At 70.1% G+C, this 18,836-nt stretch carries 17 protein-coding genes and 1 tRNA gene; 7 read left to right on the top strand and 11 right to left on the bottom strand.

Features of this window, described 5'->3' with window-relative positions; all coding sequences use genetic code 11:
- Positions 1 to 23: 23 nt before the first annotated feature.
- Together AKH00_RS10000 and AKH00_RS09995 are read left to right on the top strand one after the other, a co-directional pair.
- Complete coding sequence (locus AKH00_RS10000; RefSeq protein WP_050722556.1) at positions 24 to 683, top strand: LysE/ArgO family amino acid transporter; 660 nt, start codon at positions 24 to 26, stop codon at positions 681 to 683.
- A gap of 39 nt (positions 684 to 722) precedes the next feature.
- Entirely contained in the window at positions 723 to 1,265 is a 543-nt protein-coding gene (locus AKH00_RS09995) for a GNAT family N-acetyltransferase (protein ID WP_050722555.1), read from the top strand.
- 16 nt (positions 1,266 to 1,281) lie between these two features.
- Here the strand turns inward: AKH00_RS09995 and AKH00_RS09990 are convergent, their stop codons facing one another.
- From AKH00_RS09990 to AKH00_RS09955, 8 genes are all read right to left on the bottom strand, one after another.
- Entirely contained in the window at positions 1,282 to 2,091 is an 810-nt protein-coding gene (locus AKH00_RS09990) for an amino acid ABC transporter ATP-binding protein (RefSeq protein WP_050722554.1), read from the bottom strand.
- Positions 2,078 to 2,743 carry an amino acid ABC transporter permease gene (locus AKH00_RS09985; protein ID WP_050722553.1) on the bottom strand — a complete coding sequence of 222 codons (666 nt, stop codon included), beginning with the start codon at positions 2,741 to 2,743 and terminating at the stop codon, positions 2,078 to 2,080. The genes AKH00_RS09990 and AKH00_RS09985 overlap by 14 nt, the downstream gene beginning before the upstream one ends.
- A gap of 19 nt (positions 2,744 to 2,762) precedes the next feature.
- The gene (locus AKH00_RS09980) at positions 2,763 to 3,578 is read right to left on the bottom strand and encodes an amino acid ABC transporter substrate-binding protein (RefSeq protein WP_050722552.1); all 816 of its coding nucleotides are present in this window, start codon (positions 3,576 to 3,578) and stop codon (positions 2,763 to 2,765) included.
- A gap of 174 nt (positions 3,579 to 3,752) precedes the next feature.
- The gene (rplA, locus tag AKH00_RS09975; protein WP_050722551.1) at positions 3,753 to 4,442 is read right to left on the bottom strand and encodes a 50S ribosomal protein L1; all 690 of its coding nucleotides are present in this window, start codon (positions 4,440 to 4,442) and stop codon (positions 3,753 to 3,755) included.
- An 11-nt stretch (positions 4,443 to 4,453) separates the two neighbouring features.
- Positions 4,454 to 4,885: a 50S ribosomal protein L11 gene (rplK, locus tag AKH00_RS09970; protein ID WP_050722550.1), complete on the bottom strand. Its 432-nt coding sequence runs from the start codon at positions 4,883 to 4,885 to the stop codon at positions 4,454 to 4,456.
- Positions 4,886 to 5,129: 244 nt separating this feature from the next.
- Positions 5,130 to 6,173, bottom strand: coding sequence for a transcription termination/antitermination protein NusG (gene nusG, locus AKH00_RS09965; protein ID WP_050722549.1), 1,044 nt, complete (start codon positions 6,171 to 6,173; stop codon positions 5,130 to 5,132).
- Between the two features lie 40 nt (positions 6,174 to 6,213).
- The gene (gene secE / locus AKH00_RS09960) at positions 6,214 to 6,489 is read right to left on the bottom strand and encodes a preprotein translocase subunit SecE (RefSeq protein ID WP_050722548.1); all 276 of its coding nucleotides are present in this window, start codon (positions 6,487 to 6,489) and stop codon (positions 6,214 to 6,216) included.
- 40 nt (positions 6,490 to 6,529) lie between these two features.
- Positions 6,530 to 6,602: transfer RNA gene (locus AKH00_RS09955), tRNA-Trp, on the bottom strand.
- Positions 6,603 to 6,791: 189 nt separating this feature from the next.
- On the opposite strand from AKH00_RS09955, the gene AKH00_RS09950 reads away from it, so the two are divergent.
- Positions 6,792 to 8,615, top strand: coding sequence for an HSP90 family protein (locus AKH00_RS09950; RefSeq protein WP_161804387.1), 1,824 nt, complete (start codon positions 6,792 to 6,794; stop codon positions 8,613 to 8,615).
- 25 nt (positions 8,616 to 8,640) lie between these two features.
- On the top strand, positions 8,641 to 11,439 hold the full coding sequence (locus AKH00_RS09945; protein ID WP_050722546.1) for a tetratricopeptide repeat protein: 2,799 nt from the start codon (positions 8,641 to 8,643) through the stop codon (positions 11,437 to 11,439).
- Positions 11,440 to 11,471: 32 nt separating this feature from the next.
- Here AKH00_RS09945 and poxB read toward each other — a convergent pair whose 3' ends face one another.
- Positions 11,472 to 13,196, bottom strand: coding sequence for a ubiquinone-dependent pyruvate dehydrogenase (poxB, locus tag AKH00_RS09940; protein WP_050722545.1), 1,725 nt, complete (start codon positions 13,194 to 13,196; stop codon positions 11,472 to 11,474).
- Positions 13,197 to 13,322: 126 nt separating this feature from the next.
- Here poxB and AKH00_RS09935 point away from each other — a divergent pair, with 126 nt between their 5' ends.
- The 3 genes from AKH00_RS09935 to AKH00_RS09925 are packed head-to-tail and all read left to right on the top strand — an operon-like array spanning position 13,323 to position 15,752.
- On the top strand, positions 13,323 to 13,961 hold the full coding sequence (locus AKH00_RS09935; protein WP_050722929.1) for a DedA family protein: 639 nt from the start codon (positions 13,323 to 13,325) through the stop codon (positions 13,959 to 13,961).
- A gap of 16 nt (positions 13,962 to 13,977) precedes the next feature.
- Positions 13,978 to 15,108, top strand: a complete 1,131-nt coding sequence (locus AKH00_RS09930; RefSeq protein WP_050722544.1) for a sensor histidine kinase — start codon at positions 13,978 to 13,980, stop codon at positions 15,106 to 15,108.
- A complete protein-coding gene (locus tag AKH00_RS09925; RefSeq protein WP_050722543.1) occupies positions 15,099 to 15,752 on the top strand; it encodes a response regulator transcription factor in 654 nt (217 codons plus the stop codon). The genes AKH00_RS09930 and AKH00_RS09925 overlap by 10 nt, the downstream gene beginning before the upstream one ends.
- Before the next feature lie 101 nt (positions 15,753 to 15,853).
- On the opposite strand, the gene AKH00_RS09920 is transcribed toward AKH00_RS09925, so the two are convergent.
- Positions 15,854 to 17,218 (bottom strand): NAD-dependent succinate-semialdehyde dehydrogenase, encoded by a 1,365-nt coding sequence (locus AKH00_RS09920; RefSeq protein ID WP_050722542.1) that lies wholly within the window; start codon positions 17,216 to 17,218, stop codon positions 15,854 to 15,856.
- Between the two features lie 109 nt (positions 17,219 to 17,327).
- The gene (locus AKH00_RS09915) at positions 17,328 to 18,794 is read right to left on the bottom strand and encodes an NAD-dependent succinate-semialdehyde dehydrogenase (RefSeq protein ID WP_050722541.1); all 1,467 of its coding nucleotides are present in this window, start codon (positions 18,792 to 18,794) and stop codon (positions 17,328 to 17,330) included.
- Positions 18,795 to 18,836: the final 42 nt, after the last annotated feature.

The raw sequence follows: 18,836 nt of genomic DNA, 5'->3' as shown, positions 1-18,836 counted from the left end.
TCACCGATGCCTAGCGTGGAGGCATGCTCTCGGTCTTCTCGGGTCTCGGACTCGGACTCTCCCTCATCGTCGCCATCGGCGCGCAGAACGTCTTCGTGCTGCGCCAGGGGATCCGCCGCGAGCACGTGCTGCCCGTCGTGATCGTCTGCGCGCTGTCCGACGCCGTACTGATCGTCGCAGGCGTCGCGGGACTCGGCTTCGTGATCTCGGCCGCGCCCTGGCTCGTGGTCGTCGCCCGCTGGGCGGGTGCGCTGTTCCTGGCGACCTACGGCGTGCTGGCGGCCCGCAGGGCGTGGCGCGGCGGCGAGGAGCTGCGCGTGGAGGCTGCCGATGAGGAGCCGGTCGACCAGTCCGGCGGCGGGATCTCCGCAGCGACGCGCACCAGCAGTCGCCTGGCCCCCGTGCTCCTCACGGTGCTCGCCCTCACCTGGCTCAACCCGCACGTGTACCTCGACACCGTGCTGATGCTCGGTTCGATCGCCGCGACGCACGGCGAGGAGCGCTGGCTGTTCGCGGCGGGAGCGGTCACCGCGAGCATCCTGTGGTTCACGGCCCTCGGCTTCGGGGCGCGCTTCCTCGGTCGCTGGCTGCGCACCGAGCGCTCCTGGCGCATGCTCGACGGCATCATCGCGGTCGTCATGATCGCGCTCGCGATCAGTCTCGTGCTGCCGGTCCTCGCCTGACGTACAACCAGTCCGCGCGGCGGATACGATACGACGACAATGTCCGACCCTCGCTGCATCCCTCACGACCACCTGTCCCCGAGCGACGTCTCCGGTCTCCGCACACTCTTCGACGCGGAGTACCGTCGCTCGCACGGCGAGTGGGATCCGGATGCGCCCTATGGTTACGCCCCGGCGGATGTGCACGTGATCGACGGCGACGACCCCGTTCTAGCCCACGTCGGATTCCAGAGGCGTGCGATCACCGTCGGTGACCGCACGGTCGTCGTCGGAGGAACGGGCGGGATGCTCGTCGCACCGTCGGCTCGCGGTGCCCGACGCGGCGAACGGGTGCTGCGCGAGCTCCGAGCCGCGATGATCGACGCCGACGCCGAGTTCGGCTACCTCGGATGCGCCCCGAGCGTCGTGCCGTTCTACGAGCGCGCGGGCTGGGTGCGCATCAGCCCGACTGAGTACCACGACGACCTCGCCGGACGACGGGTGCGGGAGCGCGACGACTCGCCGATCATGATCTGCTCCGCGTCACGGGATGCGTCCGAATGGCCCGAAGGGGATGTGGACCTGCATGGTCGCCCCTGGTGACCGGGCCGGGCCGCCGTCAGTCGCCGTCGAGCGGGCGCAGGATGCGGGTGAGGAAGCGCTGCGTGCGCTCGTGACGCGGTGCGCCGAAGATCTCCGCGGGCGGGCCCTCCTCGACGACCACACCGCCGTCCAGGAACAGCACCCGGTCGGCGGCCTCGCGCGCGAAGCTCAGCTCATGGGTCACGACGACCATGCTCCACCCCTCGTCGGCGAGCTCCTTGATCACGAGCAGCACCTCTCCGACGAGTTCGGGGTCGAGCGCACTGGTCGGCTCGTCGAACAGGAGCAGATCGGGGCGCAACGCGAGTGCGCGCACGATACCGACGCGCTGCTGCTGTCCGCCCGAGAGCTCGTGCGGGCGGGCGCCCTCCTTGTCGGCGAGGCCGACCCGGGCGAGCAGCGTGCGCGCCTCGGCGACGACCTCGGCCTTCGGGCGCTTCTGCACCCGCCACGGCCCCTCGATCACGTTCTCCAACACCGTGAGGTTCGGGAACAGGTTGTTCTGCTGGAACACCATCGCTGAGCGGTCGCGCAGCGCGTAGCGCTTCTGCTTCTGCTCGCGGGCACTCCCCCTCCCCGCCGAGGCGAAGTCGATCGCAGGCCCACCGGATACCTCCAGCGTCCCGGCATCCGGCGTCTCGAGTCCGTTGAGCGAGCGCAGCACCGTGGTCTTGCCCGAACCGCTGGGCCCGATCAGCACCACCACCTCGCCGCGGTGCAGGGTCACGTCGATGCCGCGGAGCACCTCGTTGTCGCCGAAGCTCTTGCGCAGGCCGCGGGCGGTGAGCAGCGCCTCACCTGCGGGTCGGGGGTCAGTGGGCGACATGGCGGTCCAGCCTCCTCTCCAAGGCGCTCTGCCCGAACGACAGCACGAGACAGAACACCCAGTACACGAGCGCGGCCGCGAGGTAGATCGTCATGAACTGCAGGGTCGTCGCCGCGATCTGCTGCGCCACCTTGAAAAGCTCGGTCACAAGGATGAGGGAGACGAGCGACGTGTCCTTCACCAGCGAGATGAACGTGTTCGACAGCGGCGGCACCGACACGCGCGCAGCCTGCGGCAGGATGATGCGCGTCAGCGTGTGCGTACGGTTCATGCCCACGGTGTAGGCAGCCTCCCACTGACCCTTCGGCACCGAGAGGATCGCGGCGCGCACGACCTCCGCCGCGTAGCCGCCGACGTTGAGCGACAGCGCGATGATGGCGCTCGGCCAGGGGTCGAGCTTGAGTCCGATCGACGGCAGCCCGTAGAAGATCACGAACAGCTGCACGAGCATCGGCGTGCCGCGGATCACCGAGATGTAGAACCGGGCGACGTTCGACACGATCGGGTTGACCGAGATGCGCATCAGCGCGACCACGATCGCGATCACGAGCCCGAGCGCGAACGACACGAACGCGAGCGGCACGGTCGCTGTCAGCCCCGCCAGGGCGATCGGCCCGAGGGAGTCGAGGAACAGCTGCCAGGGAGTGTCCATGGGTCGCGGCGTCGCCCGGTTACTGGGTGACGTCCTCGCCGAAGTACTTGTCGCTGATCTTCGCGAGAGTGCCGTCGGCGCGCAGCTCCTCGAGGGCCTTGTCGACGGCCTCGACGAGCGCGGTCTTGTCCTTCGTGAACACGAACGCCTGCTCGCCGGCCTCGTCCGTCTCGGCGGCGATCTTCAGACCCGAGTCCTTGTTGGTCGTCTCGTAGTCGAGGAACGTGAGCTTGTCGTTGACGGTCGCGTCGACACGGCCCTGACGCAGCAGCTCGACGGCCTGCGCCCACCCTTCGACGCCCTCGACCTTCGCACCGGACTCGGTCGCGAGGTCGTACCAGTTGCTCGTGAGCGACTGCGCGGTCGTCTTGCCGGCGAGGTCCGCGAAGGACGAGATCGAGTCGTCGTCCTCGTTCACGACGATGACGCCGGGCGAGACCGTGTACGGCGTGCTGAACAGGTACTTCTCCTCACGCTCGTCGTTGATGCTGACCTGGTTCGCGATCACGTCGAAGCGGCCGGCATCCAGTCCGGCGAAGATCGCGTCCCACTGCGTCTCCTGGAAATCGACCTTCAGGTCCAGCTTGTCGGCGACGGCCTGGATGATCTCGACGTCGAACCCGGTGAGCGGGCCGGTGCCGTTGTCGTCGTGGAAGCTGAAGGGGCGGTAGGTGCCCTCGGTGGCGACCGTGAGCGTGCCGCCCGTCACGAGCCCGTAGTCGTCGCCGGCCTCCTGCGAGGATTCGGACTCCGCCGGAGCCGTGCTGCCGCTGCACGCGGTGAGGGCGGCGGCGCCGAGGACGAGAGCGGTGACGGCGATGAGACGACGGGACATGGGGTTACCCTCCTGGGGTGCGGTGGCGCGGATGCTGTGACGCGCGGGACTCCCTCACCCTACGCGCGTTGTGCACCGGCATCCCAGTCGAGATGACGTCGCATGTCGCAGCGAGCGGGCCGAGGCACGAGAAAGGCCCCCGCGCGATGCGCGGGGGCCTTTCCAGGGTCATGCTCAGATGGCGTTGACGTCCAGCGGGATGCCGGGGCCGAACGTGGTCGACACGGCGCCCTTCTGGATGTAACGGCCCTTCGAGCTCGACGGCTTCAGGCGGACGATCTCCTCGAGAGCGGCCTTGATGTTCTCGTCGAGCTGCTCGGCCGAGAACGACGCCTTGCCGACGACGAAGTGCACGTTGGCGTGCTTGTCGACGCGGAACTCGATCTTTCCGCCCTTGATGTCCTCGACGGCCTTCGCCGTATTCGGGGTCACCGTGCCGGTCTTCGGGTTCGGCATCAGACCACGCGGGCCGAGCACCTTGCCGAGACGACCGACCTGGCCCATGAGCTCCGGGGTGGAGACGGCCGCGTCGAACGCGGTCCAGCCGCCGGCGACCTTCTCGATGAGCTCGGCGCCGCCGACCTCATCTGCACCTGCGGCGATCGCTGCCTCGGCCGCGGGGCCGGTGGCGAACACGATGACGCGGGCGGTCTTGCCGGTGCCGTGCGGGAGGATGACGGTGCCGCGCACCATCTGGTCCGCCTTGCGCGGGTCGACGGAGAGCTTGAGCGCGACCTCGACGGTGGCGTCGAACTTCGACGAGCCGGTCTCCTTCGCGAGGGTCACAGCCTCGGTCGGGGTGTAGAAACGGTCTGCCTCGATCTTCTCGGCGGCAGCCTTGTAAGCCTTGGACTTGGTAGCCATGATTATTCTCCTCAGCCCTCGACCGTGATGCCCATGGAACGGGCGGTGCCGGCGATGATCTTCGAGGCGGCCTCGATGTCGTTCGCGTTCAGGTCGGCCTGCTTCTGCTCGGCGATCTGACGGACCTGGTCCTTGGTGATCTTCGCGACCTTGACGGTGTGCGGGGTCGACGAGCCCTTGGGCACGCCGGCGGCCTTCTTGATGAGCTCCGCAGCCGGCGGGGTCTTCAGGATGAACGTGAAGCTGCGGTCCTCGTAGACGGTGATCTCCACGGGGATGACGTTGCCGCGCTGCGACTCGGTCGCGGCGTTGTACGCCTTGCAGAACTCCATGATGTTGACGCCATGCTGACCGAGCGCGGGGCCGATCGGCGGCGCCGGGTTGGCTGCACCGGCGTTGATCTGAAGCTTGATCAGGCCGGTCACCTTCTTCTTCGGTGCCATTCTCTTTCCTTTCGTCGAATCGGATGCCGGAGCATCCGCTTCTCCCACAGAGCCGGCATCTCCGGACCGTGGTCGTCTGAGCGCACGCAAAAGCGGCGCACAAACCACAACAGTCTACCCGATGCGACGATGGATGGAAAACGCTCGGGAACGGATGCTTTCCGCGACGTTTTCCATCTCCCGTGCGCCCGGGAACGCGAAGAGGCCGCCCCGACGGGACGGCCTCTTCGTGCGACGCGGAGCGTCAGATCATCTTGGTGACCTGGTCGAACGACAGCTCGACGGGGGTCTCGCGCTCGAACAGGGAGACGAGCACCGTGAGCTTGCCGCTCTCGGGCTTGATCTCGCTGATCGAACCGGGAAGACCCGCGAACGAACCCTCCTTGATCGTGATGGTCTCGCCGATCTCGAAGTCGACCTCGGCGGGCAGCGGACGGGCGACGGCGACGCCGCCCTTGGCCGCGATGTTCTTGGCGGTCGGCACGTCCTTGACCTCGACGAGCGACTTCAGCATGTTGAAGGCCTCTTCGAAGCGCAGCGGCGTCGGGTTGTGGGCGTTGCCCACGAAGCCGGTGACGCCGGGCGTGTGGCGGACGACCGACCAGGTGTCCTCGGTGAGCTCCATGCGCACCAGCACGTAGCCGGGGATGCGCACGCGGGTGACCATCTTGCGCTGGCCGTTCTTGATCTCGACGACGTCCTCCATCGGGACCTCGATCTGGTAGATCTCGTCCTCGACCTCGAGCGTCGACTTGCGCTGCTCGATGTTCGCCTTGACCTTGCGCTCGAAGCCCGCGTACGAGTGGATGACGTACCACTTGCCCGGCAGCATCCGCAGGTCCATGCGGAATGCCTCGTACGGGTCCTCCTCGGACTCGTCGGCGTCCTCGTCGGACTCGGCCGCGGGACGGTCGTCCTCGCCGTTCACGTCCGGGCCGTCGTACGGGGTGACCTCGTCGGCCGCCTCGGCTGCCTGCTCCGCGGTGTCTTCCGCCACGGCGTCGTTGAGGACCTCTGCGGCAGCCTCGGACTCCGCTGCTTCGTCCAGGTTGAGGGCGTCGTTCACGATCGCGTCAGCCTCCGGGTCGTCGATCTCGATGTCGGTGTCGTCGTCTGCGCCGGCGTCGTCGCTGCCGTCCTCGTCCTCCACGTGGAGGGCGACGTGCTCGGCGGACGTCACGGAGCGCTCTTCAGCGGCGAGGACGTTGCCCTCCTGGGCCTCGTCCTCCTCGCTGGACTGCTCTGCGGCGGTCGCCCAGTCGGCGTCGTCGGAATATCGTTCAGACACGTTGTCTCTTTCCAATCACTGCAGCCAGGGCCGCAGGGCATCACGCGTCGGGGACCCCGAACACGATGTGCGTCACCCATGCGAACAGAGTGTCGAGTCCGTAGACGATGCCCATGACGATGATGACGAAGACGAGCACCACCGCGGTGAACTTGACCAGCTCCTTGCGAGTCGGCGTGACGACCTTGCGAAGCTCTGCGATGACCTGGCGGAAGAACAGGGCGATGCCCCCGAAGAACCGGGAGAAGGCGTTGCCGCTCTTCTCGCGGGTGGCGCCGGCCGCGACGACCTCGCCGCGCGGTTCGTCCTGATCCATCCTGAATGTACCTTTCGTGTGCCAGCGTTGCACTGACGCGCAGGGCGGACAGGAATCGAACCTGCAACCTGCGGTTTTGGAGACCGCTGCTCTGCCAATTGAGCTACCGCCCTAGAGACCTGGAGGCCTCGGGGTGTCGTCCCATCCTGCCACCGTTCCGAGTCCTGAGATCCGGGGCACGGCGAAAGAATGCAGACAACAACTGCTGGTCCAGCATACGGCATCCGTCGCGCCCTGCCGAACCGGCGGCGCCATCGGCACAGTTGCTAGGCTCGGCGGGCGGAGCAACAGGAGGGATGCCGGTGAGCGCTGAGGTGCAGCAGTTCCAGGTGGATCTGCGCGGGGTCGTCGATCTGCTCAGCCGGCACATCTACTCCAGCCCTCGCGTCTACCTCCGCGAACTCCTGCAGAACGCGCGGGACGCGATCACGGCGCGGCGCGAGCTCGACGGCCAGGGCGGTCGCATCCGCATCACGCCCCTCTCCGAGGCCACGGGGGAGTTCGTGCTCCGCGACGACGGCGTCGGCCTCACCGCGTCCGAGGTCGCCGATCTGCTCGCGACCGTCGGACGCAGCTCCAAGCGCGACATCTTCGACCTGCCCCGCAGCGACTACCTCGGCCAGTTCGGCATCGGACTGCTCAGCTGCTTCATGGTGGCGGACACGATCGTCATCCGCTCCCGCAGCGCCCGCGGCGGCCCGGCCGTCGAGTGGTCCGGGAGCGCGGACGGCACGTTCCGTGTGACCGAGATCGACGACGACCTCCCGATCGGAACGAGCGTGCACCTGGTGCCGCGCTTCGACGCCGACGAGCTGCTCCGCGCGCCCGCGGTGCGCGAGCTCGCCACGACCTTCGCGGAGTTCCTGCCGGTGCGGGTCACGCTGGACGCTCAGGGCGGCGACGTCGACCTCACGCGGACCGCGCCCTTCCTCGACCCCGGCGACGACCCGGATGCCGCCGTGCAGTACGGGCGCGACCTGCTCGGCGCCTCCCCGCTCGATGTGATCGAGCTGAGCGAGCCGGCGACCGGCACACGCGGCCTCGCCTACGTGCTCCCCTTCGCTCCCCCACCCGGCGCGCGGCAGGCCACCCGGATGTACCTCGGACGGATGCTGCTGGGCGAGCGCGTCGACGACGTGCTCCCCGATTGGGCGTTCTTCGTGCGCGCCGTGATCGACTCGACGGGCCTCTCCCCCACCGCGAGCCGAGAGTCGCTCGTCGAGGACGCCTCGCTCGAACGGGTGCGCGAACAGCTCGGCGCCGGCATCCGCCGCTGGGTTCTCGAGCTCGGGCTGCGCGAACCGCACCGACTCGCGCAGTTCGTCGCGATCCACGAGGTCGGGCTGAAGTCCCTCGTGCGCCACGACGAGGAGCTCGCGCGGTTCATCACGCGATGGCTCACGCTCGAGACCACGCACGGCACGATGCGGATCGGCGACCTCGTCGAGCGCTACCCCCACGTGCGGTTCGCGCAGACCGTGGACGAGTTCCGGCAGGTGGCCGGCATCTCCCCGGCATCCGAGGTGCTGGTGAACGGCGGCTACCTGTACGACTCCGACCTCGTGCGGATGCTGCCAGAGCTCTACCCGCAGGTCACGGTCGAGGCGGTCGACGTGACCGGAGAGCTCGACCGGCTCGACCCGCCACCTCTCGACGACCGCGACGCCGCGGTGGCTCTCGAGTCGCGGGCGGGCGCCGTGCTCGCGGCATCCGGTTGCGCCGTCACCGTGCGCTCGATCGACCAGCCCGAGCTCGCCGCCCTGTACGTCGCAGACCCCGAGGTGCTCCGGCGCATCGACCGCGGACGCACCAAGGGCATCACGGGGTCGCTGTGGGGCGGCGTGCTCGACCGCATCGACGCGACGATCTCCGCCTCGCGCGACGACGACCTCAGCGCGCGCCTGTGCCTCAACTGGGCGAACCGCGTCGTCCGGGCGCTCGTCCGCGTGCAGGACGACGCGGTGTTCTCCCGCACCGTGCAGCTGCTCTACATCCAGGCGCTCCTCGCAGGACACCATCCGCTCACCGATGCCGACCGTGCGCTCATGACCTCGGCGCTCACCGACCTCGTCTCGCTCTCGGCCGGCATCGAGGGGGACGCGGTCTCCTTCGGCGACGCCGTCTGACCCGCATCCTCCGAAGGGACCACGCATGGCACGTCCGAAGAAGCGCTTCGCGCAGCTGATCGAGGAGATCGACCGCACGCCGTGGGGCCCCGCGGAGCAGGCTCTGGTGGCGGATGCCGTGGCGTTGGCGGTCGAGCTCGGCGACGAGCGTCTCGAGTACGAGGCGCGCATGCGGCAGACCGCGTCCGCGAACATGAACGGCGCCACCGATGTGATGCTGAACTCCTTCGCGTGGTGCCTCGCCCGGCACGATGCCGATCCGCAGCGCTTCCCCGCCGACCTCGAGTACGGCGGCGCCGACCTCATGTGGCAGTTCAAGTGGATGGCCTCGGCGCTGCGCTCCTCGCCGGCGTTCTCGGTCGAGCAGATCGCTGCCGTGCTCGACGACATGGAGTCGCACTACCGCGCGGCGGGCCTCGGGCAGAGCGGCGTCCTGACGGCACGCTTCGAGGACGCCTGGGATGCCGGACGCCTGGACGACGCCGAGGCGCTGCGCGTGCAGCTGGAGGCGACGCCCCGCGACGAGCACAGCCACTGCGACGCGTGCGGACGCAGCCAGTTCGCCGGATTCTTCGCGGAGACCGACAGGGACGCCGACGCGATCCGCCTCGTGGAGGAGATGCTCGAGGGCGGCTTCTCCTGCGGCGAGGAGCCCGAGCACGCCCTGTCGCGCGCGCTCCTCCCCTACCTGCGCGCCGGCCGGCTGGACGAGGCGAAGAGCGCGCATCTGCGCAGCTACCGTCTCGCGAAGGACAACGCCGACAACCTGCGCATCGTCGCGAACAACATCGTGTTCGCAGCCGTCACCGGCAACGAGGCGCGCGCCCTCGCGATGGTCGAGCGTCACATCGCCTGGCTCGCACATGACGGGCTGAACGTCGACGCGCACTTCGCCGCCCTCGGTGCGATCGCCGTCGCGCTCGACCGGGTCACCGCTGTCGGGCACGGGGAGACGCCCGTGCGAGGCGCCGATGCCCCCGCTCTCGCGGCGTTCTTCGGCGCCCACGAGGGCGTGTGGGATGCGGCCTCGCTCGCGGCAGCGGCGTGGGCGGCGGCCGAGCGCATCGGAGCCGAGTTCGACCGCCGCGACGGCACCGACGGCCATGCCCGCAGCCTCGCGCGGCTCCGTGCGCTGGAGGACACGAGCTACGACGTGCCGATCCGCTCGGACGCGTTCGTCGCTACGACCGACGCGACGACACCCACCGACGCCGACGGCTGGTTCGAGCGGGCCATGAACCTCGCGCAGTTCGGCGCCGAGCACGAGACGCTCGAGGCTCTGCCGAAGGCGCTCGAGGTCGAGGACCCCGCCAAGCTGTCGCAGCTCCTGTCGATGCGCATCGGCATCCTCATCGCGCTGGACCGGGCCGACGAGGCTCGCGAGATCCTCCCCGCCCGCATCGAGGCGCTCCGCGCCGCGGGGAAGCCCGAGCAGGCCGACCTCGAGCAGCGCCTGGGGCTCGCGACCTTCGGCCTGCGCACGCCCGAGACGGCCGCGGCGCTCGAAGACGAACTCGCCGCCGCGGCATCCCTCCCGGCGTGGTCGCGCGGCGACCTGGCGATCAGCCGTGCGTCGATGCACATGCACGCCGAAGAGCCGGATGCCGCGCTCGACATGGCCGAGATCGCGGCCCGCGCCTTCGCCGAGGCCGAGGATGCGCGCCTGTCGAACACCACCACGCTGATCGCGATCACCGCCGTGCTGCAGAAGGGCGACATCGAGGCGGCGTCGGCGCTGCTCGACCGCTTCCTCTCACAGGACGACCTCAGCGAGGGACACCGCGCGCAGGCGCTGCAGACGCGCGCCCGGGTGCGCGGCGGGCGCGATGACTTCGCGGGCGGCGCCACGGATGCCGACGAGGCCTGCCGCCTGCTCGCCGGCCTCGGCGCCACGACGGCGCTCGGCGCGGCGCACCTGCTCGCCGGCGCGTTGTGGGAGGACGCGGGCGATGCGGAGAAGGCCGTGTCGCGCTACCGCGTGACTGCGCGATTCGTCGCGCAGGAGGGCGGCGACCGGGCCGGAGCGGACTTCCGTCTCGCGCGCGCCATGCTCGCGCAGGGCGACGCCGAGGAAGCGGCCGAGCTGTTCGGCACGGTGCTGCAGCGCGAGGAGGAGGACGAGGTGCCCGCGGCATCGCGTGCGATGACCGCGTCGATGCTCGCACGCGCTCTCGCGGCATCCGGGGAGTTCGGGCAGGCGGTCGGCGCGTTCGGCTATGCGGCGGAGCTGTTCGGCGAGGGCGGGGAGCCCGCAGACCAGGCCGTGGTGCTCACGGAGCGGGCCAAGATCCTGGCGCGCTTCGAGGAGCACGACGAGGCGATCGCGACACTGGAGGCGGCCTCGGAGATCGTCCGCACCGCCCCGGATGCCGTCGGAGCTCGCGCCGACGTGCTGCACAACCTCGCGCAGGCCTATGGCGCGCGCCAGGACGAGCGGGCCTTCGCGCTGCTCGACGAGGTCGCCCAGCTGGCGCAGGAGCACGAGGCCGGGTGGCTGGCGGCCGACGTGCAGGACTCCCGTGGACGCGCGCTCGCGTCGTTCGGCCGGATCGACGAGGCCGTCGCCGCGGCCCTCACCGCCGCGGACGCGTTCGCCGGGATCGGGGATGCGGACTCGGCCGGAGGCTCGGAGCTGTTCGCGGCCCGGCTGCTCGCGGCGAACGAGCGTCCGTCGGATGCCGTACCGGTCTATCGCAGCGCGATCGAGCACGCCGCCGAGCATCCGCCCCTGCGGCAGGTCGCGGCTCTGGAGCTCGGCGATGTGCTCGAGGCGCTCGGCCGCCACGGCGACGCCGCGGAGGTGCGGGCGCCGCTCGACAGCTGAGGCCCGGTTCGCGCCGAGGCCGCCGCACTGCCTCAGAGCAGTTGGCGCCAGTTCGCCCGAGCGAGGTCGAGCAGCTCGTCGCCGCGGCCCGACATGACCGTGCGGATCGCGTACAGCGCGAAACCCTTGACCTGCGCCGCCTCGACGGCGGGCGGCATCGACAGCTCCTGACGCTCGGTGACGACGTCGAGCAGGGCGGGTCCGTCGTGCGCGAGCACTTCAGCGAGCGCGGCCGGCAGGTCCTCGCTGTTCTCCACGCGCCGGGCGAAGATGCCCATGGCCTCGGCGATCGCCGCGAAGCTCGGGTTGTCGAGACCGGTGCCGAAGTTCACGAAACCCGCGGCCTTCATCTCCAACTCGACGAAGTTCAGCGAGGAGTTGTTCACGACGATCGACTTCACGGGCAGTCGGTTCTGCGTGAGCGTGAGCAGCTCGCCCAGCATCATCGCGAGGCCGCCGTCTCCGGCGAGCGCCACCACCTGTCGGTCGGGGTGCGAGACCTGTGCGCCGATGCCGTGCAGCAGCGCGTTCGCCATGGAGCCGTGCGTGAACGACCCGATGAGCCGGCGTCCCTCCGTCATCGACAGGTAGCGCGCCGCCCAGACGGTGGGCGATCCGACGTCGGCCGTGAAGATCGCGTCATCCGCCGCCTGCTCGTCGAGGAGCCGGGCGAGGTACTGCGGGTGAATCGGCCTCCCCTTCTTCGTCGGGGTCGCGAGGTCGTCGAGCTTCGCGCGGGTCTTGCGGTAGTGCGCTGTCGCGTCGTCGAGGTGTCCGCGGTCGGACGTCTCGGCGAGCCGCGGAAGCAGCGCATCGACGGTCGCCCGGACATCGCCCACGAGACCCAGATCGAGCGGATGCCGCTTGCCGAGCTGCGAGCCGCGGATGTCGACCTGGATCGTCGTGGCGTGCTCGGGGTAGAACTGCTCGTACGGGAAGTCGCTGCCGAGCACGAGCAGGGTGTCCGCCGCCTCCATCGCCCGATACCCGGACGCGAAGCCGAGCAGTCCCGTCATCCCCACGTCGAAGGGGTTGTCGTACTCGATGAACTCCTTGCCGCGCAGGGCGTGCACGATCGGGGCACCCAGACGGTCGGCGAGGGCGACCACCTCGTCGTGCGCGCCCTCGACGCCCGCGCCGGCGAGGATCGTCGTCTTGCGGGATGCGTTCAGCAGAGTCGCCGCACGCTCGAGCTCGTCACCGCTCGGCACCACCACGGGACGCGTGCGCTCGATCACCACGGCGCGGTCGTCTGCGATGTCGGCGAGCGCGACGTCGCCGGGGATCACGAGCACCGCGACGCCGCGCTGCTCGATCGCCGCGCGCATCGCGATCTCCAGCAGACGGGGCATCTGCTTCGGGTCGGCGACGTACTCGACGTACACGCTGCACTCCCGGAACAGCTCCTGCGGATGCGTCTCCTGGAAGTACCCCGTGCCGATCTCGTTCGTCGGGATGTGCGCGGCGATCGCGAGCACGGGCACGCGCGAGCGGTTGGCGTCATAGAGGCCGTTGATGAGGTGCAGGTTGCCCGGCCCGCAGGAGCCTGCGACGACAGCGAGGTCGCCCGTGAGCGCAGCATCCGCCGCCGCGGCGAACGCCGCCGACTCCTCGTGCCGCACGTGCACCCAGCGGATGCTCCCGTCCTTGCGCAGCGCGTCGGTGAAGCCGTTGAGCGAGTCGCCCGGAAGTCCGTAGACCCGCTCGATCCCGTTGGCGCCCAGTGTCCTGACGATGTTCTCTGCAACCGTGGCCATGCTTCGACCCTACGCCCGCGTCGCGACCCCGAGGCGAGCGGGCCGCCTCGCTCTTCCGGTTTTCCGCACCTCGGTCGAGGGGCAGCCGCAGTGACGGCATCCGTCCGCGTGCGTAGCGTCGAGAACATGGACACTTCTGAGGGTTTGGGCCTGTTCGCGGACTGGGCGATCGCCCTCATGGAGACGCTCGGCAGCATCGGGGCGGGCGTCGCGGTGGCGATCGAGAACCTGTTCCCGCCGATCCCCAGCGAGGTCATCCTGCCGCTCGCCGGCTTCACCGCCAGCCAGGGATCGATCGTGCTGTGGGAGGTGCTCCTCTGGACCACGGTCGGTTCGGTCGTCGGCGCGCTCGCCCTGTACGGTCTCGGCGCCTGGCTCGGACCTGCGCGCCTGCGGCGGATCGTCGACCGGGTGCCGCTCATGAAGGTCAGCGACGTCGATCGCGCCGAGGCGTGGTTCGCGAAGCACGGGTCGAAGGCCGTGTTCTTCGGGCGGATGATCCCCATCTTCCGCAGCCTGATCTCGATCCCCGCGGGCATCCAGCGCATGCCGCTGCTCCGCTTCACCCTGCTCACGACCGCGGGCAGCGCGATCTGGAACACGGTCTTCGTGATGGCCGGCTACCTGCTCGGCGAGCAGTGGCACCGCATCGAGCAGTACGCCGACGGCCTGCAGCTCGTGGTCGTGGCGGCCGTGATCGCCGCCGTGTCGGTGTTCGTCGTGATGCGGGTGCGGGCGCGCGTGCAGGGCACTCCCACGGCCTGACCGGCAGAATGGCAGTATGACGTCCGCTGACGCCGCGCCCCACCCCCGCCCCCTCGTGCGGGACGTGCTGCGGATGCTGGGCGGAACCGCCTCCGGGATCCTGATGCTGCCCGCCGCTCTCGTCGCGGTCGCCACGACCCCGCGCCCGCCGGCCCCTCGCGTGCTGGATGCCCTCGCCGCACGGCTGACGCGGATCGACGGCATCCCCCGCCGCACGCCTCCGAGAGCGCGACGCACCCGCGGACTGCTCGCGGTGTCCGCCCTGCTGCAGCTGGTCGTGCTCTGCATCCTGCTGCTGATCGGCGCCGGCGTCGTGGTGGGCGTGCAGATGCTCGTCGCGGCGGCCACGGGTGGTCCCGTCGATCTGTTCAGCGCCCGGCCGGGGCGTGTGACCTGGGCGACCATCGGCCTGTTCGTCGTGCCGGGTCTCGTGCTGCTGTTCCTCGCGCTCTCGGGCCTCGGCGGCATCGCCTGGCTCGAACGCCGGATGTGGGACGCGTTCCAGCGCCCAGGAGCCGGCGAGCTCTCGCAGGAGGTCGTGCGCCTGCACGCCACACTCGACGAGGTCGTGGATGCCGTCGACGCCGAGCGACGTCGCATCGAGCGCGACATCCACGACGGGGTGCAGCAGCGGGTCGTCGCGCTCTCGATCCTGCTCGCCCGCGTCGAGCGCTCCGGCGCGTCCGACGGCGCTCCCCTGCTGCGGACGGCGCGCGACGAGACGCAGCACATCCTCGACGACCTGCGCGACGTCGCGTGGCGCACCTACCCGGAGATGCTGCAGCGCGACGGCCTGGCCGCCGCCCTCCAGTCGCTGCGCGACCGCGTCGCGATGCCCGTGCATCTCGAGGTCGACCCGGCGCCGATCACCGACCGTGCCGCCGAGACCGCCGCCTACTTCGTGGCGAGCGAGGCCGTGACCAATGCCATCAAGCACGCGCACGCCTCCGCGATCACGATCCGGGTGCGCGCCGGGGACGGGATGCTCGCCGTGACGATCGAGGACGACGGCGTCGGCGGGGCGGATGCCGCGGGCACGGGCCTGTCGGGCATCGCTTCCCGAGTCGCGGCGCGGGACGGGCGACTCGACGTGCGGAGTCCGCTCGGCGGCCCGACCGTGGTCGAGGCGGTGATCCCGTGCGGATAGCGATCGCCGAGGACTCGACGCTGCTCCGCGAGGGCATCGTGCAGCTGCTCGCCGCCGAGGGGCACGAGGTGGTCGCCTCCGTGGCCGACGCCGAGTCCCTGATGGCCGCGCTCGCGAGCGACGAGCCCGACCTCGTGATCGTCGACGTGCGGATGCCGCCCGACTTCGTCGACGAGGGCATCCGCGCCGCGCTGCGCATCAGGCGGGAGCATCCGTCGGTGGCGGTGCTCGTGCTGTCCCAGCACGTCGAGCGGCGTTACGCGAGCGAGCTGCTGCTCGACGGCCGCGGCGGGGTCGGCTACCTGCTGAAGGACCGCGTGTCCGACATCGCGGGCTTCCTCGACGCGATCGTGCGGGTCGCGGAGGGCGGGGTGGCCTTCGACCCGGAGGTGATCCGACGTCTGATCGCCGACCGGTCCGGCCCCGATCAGGGCGTGGGCGATCTCAGCGAGCGCGAGGCCGCCGTCCTCGAGCTCATGGCCGAGGGGCACAGCAACGCGAGCATCGCCGAGCGTCTGTTCGTGAGCCAGAGCGGCGTCGAGAAGCACATCAACACGATCTTCACGAAGCTCGGGCTCGCCGCGGGTTCCGGCGTCAACCGTCGGGTGCTGGCCGTGCTCGCCCACCTCGACCAGGCCGACTGAGGACATCCCTCGCCGTGTCCGCTGGGGCACGCGGCAGACGCGCGCCCGGGAACGCGAGAGGGGCGGATGCCGCAGCACCCGCCCCCTCGTACTGCGCCCGCTCAGCCGATGCGGATGAGCTTCTTGTTGACGAACTCGTCGGCCGCGAGGTGTCCGAGCTCGCGGGCCGTGCCACTGCGCTTGATGCCGCCGAACGGCAGCTCCGGGCTGTCGGCGAGCACGAGGTTCACGTAGACCATGCCGGCCTCGATGCGGTCGGCGACGCGCTCGGCCTGCGCGGCGTCGGTCGTGAAGACGTACGACCCGAGACCGAAGGTCGTGTCGTTGGCGAGGTCGACCGCCGCGTCCTCGTCGGCCACGCGGTAGACGACGGCAGCCGGGCCGAACAGCTCCTCACGGTAGACGTCCATCTCGGGCGTGACGTCGGTCAGCACGGTCGGCGCGAAGAACGCCCCGTCGCGGGTCCCGCCGGTCAGCAGCGTCGCCCCTTGCGCGACGGCCGTGTCGATCTGCTTCTGCAGGTTCTCAGCCGCGGTCTCGGAGGAGACAGGGCCGAGCACGGTGTCGTCGAGCATCGGGTCGGTCGCCTCGACAGCGGCCATCGCGGCCGTGAACTTCTCGACGAACGCGTCGTACAGACCGTCGACCACGATGAAGCGCTTGGCGCCGTTGCACGCCTGTCCGTTGTTATCGAGGCGGGCGTCCACACCGGCCTGCACGGTCGCGTCGAGATCGTCGGTCGAGAGCACGATGAACGGGTCGGAGCCGCCGAGCTCGAGCGCGACCTTCTTGAGGTTGCGGCCGGCGATCTCGGCGACGGCTGCGCCTGCGCGCTCCGAGCCCGTGAGCGAGACGCCCTGCACGCGCGGGTCGGCGATCATCGTCGCGATCTGCTCGTTCGTGGCGAGCACGTTCTGGTACGCGCCCTCCGGGAACCCGGCGTCGCGGTAGATCGCGGCGATCGCCGACGAGGACTCCGGGCACTGGGGTGCGGGCTTCAGCAGGATCGTGTTTCCGACGATGAGGTTCGGGGCGGCGAAGCGCACGATCTGGTAGGCCGGGAAGTTCCACGGCATGATGCCCACGAGCGGCCCGAGCGACGAGCGGCGGATGATCGCCGAGCCGTCGCCCAGGATCGCGATCGGCTGGTCGGCCATGATCGCCTCGGCCTGGTCGGCGTAGTACTCGGCGATGTCGGCGGCGAAGTCGACCTCGCCCAGAGCGGCCTCGCGCGGCTTGCCCATCTCGCGCACGAAGACGTCGGCCAGCTCCTCCCGGCGCTCGCGGTGCAGCTCGGCCATGCGGCGCACGAGCGCGGCACGCTCGGCGACGGTCGACGAGCGCGACCACTCGCGGTGCGCGGTGTCGGCCGCGGCGACCGCATCCTCGATCTGCGCATCCGTGAACGTGTCGAAGGACTTCAGCGTCTCTCCGGTGGCGGGGTTGATGACGGCGTAGTCGGTCATGGTTTCGTCCTCTCATTCGGATCCCGGTCGTTGAGCGCGTTTCGTCTCGCGGAGACCCGCACTGAGCGAGCGAAGCGAGTCGAAGTGTCGCTCAACGACCGGAGGTGGGTCAGGAGACCGGGATCAGCGTGTACTTGGTGGACAGGTACTCATGGATGCCCTCGAAGCCGCCTTCGCGGCCGACGCCGGACTGCTTGACGCCGCCGAAGGGGGCTGCCGCGTTCGACACCACGCCCACGTTGAGTCCCATCATGCCCGTCTCGAGGCCGGCGATCATCCGCTGGCCGCGCTGCAGGTTCTCGGTGAAGACGTACGACACGAGTCCGTACTCGGTGTCGTTCGCGAGCCGGACGGCCTCCTCCTCGGTCTCGAAGGTCGCGATCGCGAGCACCGGACCGAAGATCTCCTCACGGAGGATCGCGGACCCGGCGACCACATCGGTCAGCACGGTCGGCTCGTAGAACGTGCCGGTGCCCTCGAGCGCCTTGCCGCCCGCGAGCAGGGTCGCGCCCCGCTCGACGGCGTCGCCCACGAGCTCCTCGGCCTTGGCGACGGCATCCGTGTCGATGAGCGGTCCGATCGTGACGCCCTCCTCGGTGCCGCGGCCGATCTTCATAGCCTCGACGCGCTCGGTGACGCGCTTGGCGAACTCCCCCGCGACGTCCTTGTGCACGATGAACCGGTTGGCGGCCGTGCACGCCTGGCCGATGTTGCGGAACTTCGCGGCCAGTGCGCCGTCGACGGCCTTGTCGAGGTCGGCGTCGTCGAACACGACGAACGGCGCGTTGCCGCCGAGCTCCATAGAGACGCGCAGCACGCCTTCGGCGGCCTGGGCGATGAGCTTGCGGCCGACCTCGGTCGAGCCCGTGAACGACAGCTTGCGCAGTCGCGGGTCGGCGATGATCGGGGCCGACAGCGCCGACGACTTCGACGTCTGCACGACGTTGACGACGCCCGCAGGCAAGCCGGCCTTCTCGAGCAGGGTGGTGAAGAAGATCGTGGTGAGCGGGGTCAGTGCCGGGGGCTTGATGACGACCGTGCAGCCGGCGGCGAGCGCGGGCGCGATCTTGCGGGTCGCCATCGCGAAGGGGAAGTTCCACGGCGTCACGAAGAACGACGGCCCGACCGGGCGCTGCGAGACGACCATGTGGCCCGTGCCCTCCGGGTTGATGCCGTAGCGGCCGCTGATGCGCACGGCCTCCTCGCTGAACCAGCGCAGGAACTCGCCGCCGTAGCCGACCTCGCCGCGCGCCTCCGCGAGCGGCTTGCCCATCTCGAGCGTCATGAGCAGCGCGAGGTCCTCCTTGTGCTCCTGCACGAGGTCGAACGCCTTCCGGAGGATCTCGCTGCGCGTGCGCGGTGCCGTGGCGGCCCAGGCATCCTGCGCGGCGACCGCGGCATCGAGGGCGCGGATGCCGTCGGCCGGCGTCGCGTCGGCGATCGTCTTGATCACGGCGCCCGTCGCAGGGTCCGTGACGTCGAAGGTCGCGCCGGTCTCACCGTCGATCCACTCGCCGCCGATGAAGAGGCCGGTGGGGATGCTGTCGAGCAGCGCCTGCTCTGTCTGAGTGCTCATGGATTCGCTTTCTGTGGGGACGGGGGCGGGAGAGTGCGGGGG

The sequence above is a fragment of the Microbacterium sp. GCS4 genome (genome assembly GCF_001262495.1).
In the GTDB taxonomy this organism is placed as follows: domain Bacteria; phylum Actinomycetota; class Actinomycetes; order Actinomycetales; family Microbacteriaceae; genus Microbacterium.
The sequence above is the reverse complement of the archived record's forward strand: the minus strand, read 5'-3'. Positions and strand labels throughout refer to the sequence as shown.

Coding starts and splice junctions, on each gene's coding strand:
- AKH00_RS10000 (WP_050722556.1), top strand. CDS start 24: ATGCTCTCGGTCTTCTCGGGTCTCGGACTCGGACTCTCCCTCATCGTC.
- AKH00_RS09995 (WP_050722555.1), top strand. CDS start 723: ATGTCCGACCCTCGCTGCATCCCTCACGACCACCTGTCCCCGAGCGAC.
- AKH00_RS09990 (WP_050722554.1), bottom strand. CDS start 2,091: ATGTCGCCCACTGACCCCCGACCCGCAGGTGAGGCGCTGCTCACCGCC.
- AKH00_RS09985 (WP_050722553.1), bottom strand. CDS start 2,743: ATGGACACTCCCTGGCAGCTGTTCCTCGACTCCCTCGGGCCGATCGCC.
- AKH00_RS09980 (WP_050722552.1), bottom strand. CDS start 3,578: ATGTCCCGTCGTCTCATCGCCGTCACCGCTCTCGTCCTCGGCGCCGCC.
- rplA (WP_050722551.1), bottom strand. CDS start 4,442: ATGGCTACCAAGTCCAAGGCTTACAAGGCTGCCGCCGAGAAGATCGAG.
- rplK (WP_050722550.1), bottom strand. CDS start 4,885: ATGGCACCGAAGAAGAAGGTGACCGGCCTGATCAAGCTTCAGATCAAC.
- secE (WP_050722548.1), bottom strand. CDS start 6,489: ATGGATCAGGACGAACCGCGCGGCGAGGTCGTCGCGGCCGGCGCCACC.
- AKH00_RS09945 (WP_050722546.1), top strand. CDS start 8,641: ATGGCACGTCCGAAGAAGCGCTTCGCGCAGCTGATCGAGGAGATCGAC.
- poxB (WP_050722545.1), bottom strand. CDS start 13,196: ATGGCCACGGTTGCAGAGAACATCGTCAGGACACTGGGCGCCAACGGG.
- AKH00_RS09935 (WP_050722929.1), top strand. CDS start 13,323: ATGGACACTTCTGAGGGTTTGGGCCTGTTCGCGGACTGGGCGATCGCC.
- AKH00_RS09930 (WP_050722544.1), top strand. CDS start 13,978: ATGACGTCCGCTGACGCCGCGCCCCACCCCCGCCCCCTCGTGCGGGAC.
- AKH00_RS09920 (WP_050722542.1), bottom strand. CDS start 17,218: ATGACCGACTACGCCGTCATCAACCCCGCCACCGGAGAGACGCTGAAG.
- AKH00_RS09915 (WP_050722541.1), bottom strand. CDS start 18,794: ATGAGCACTCAGACAGAGCAGGCGCTGCTCGACAGCATCCCCACCGGC.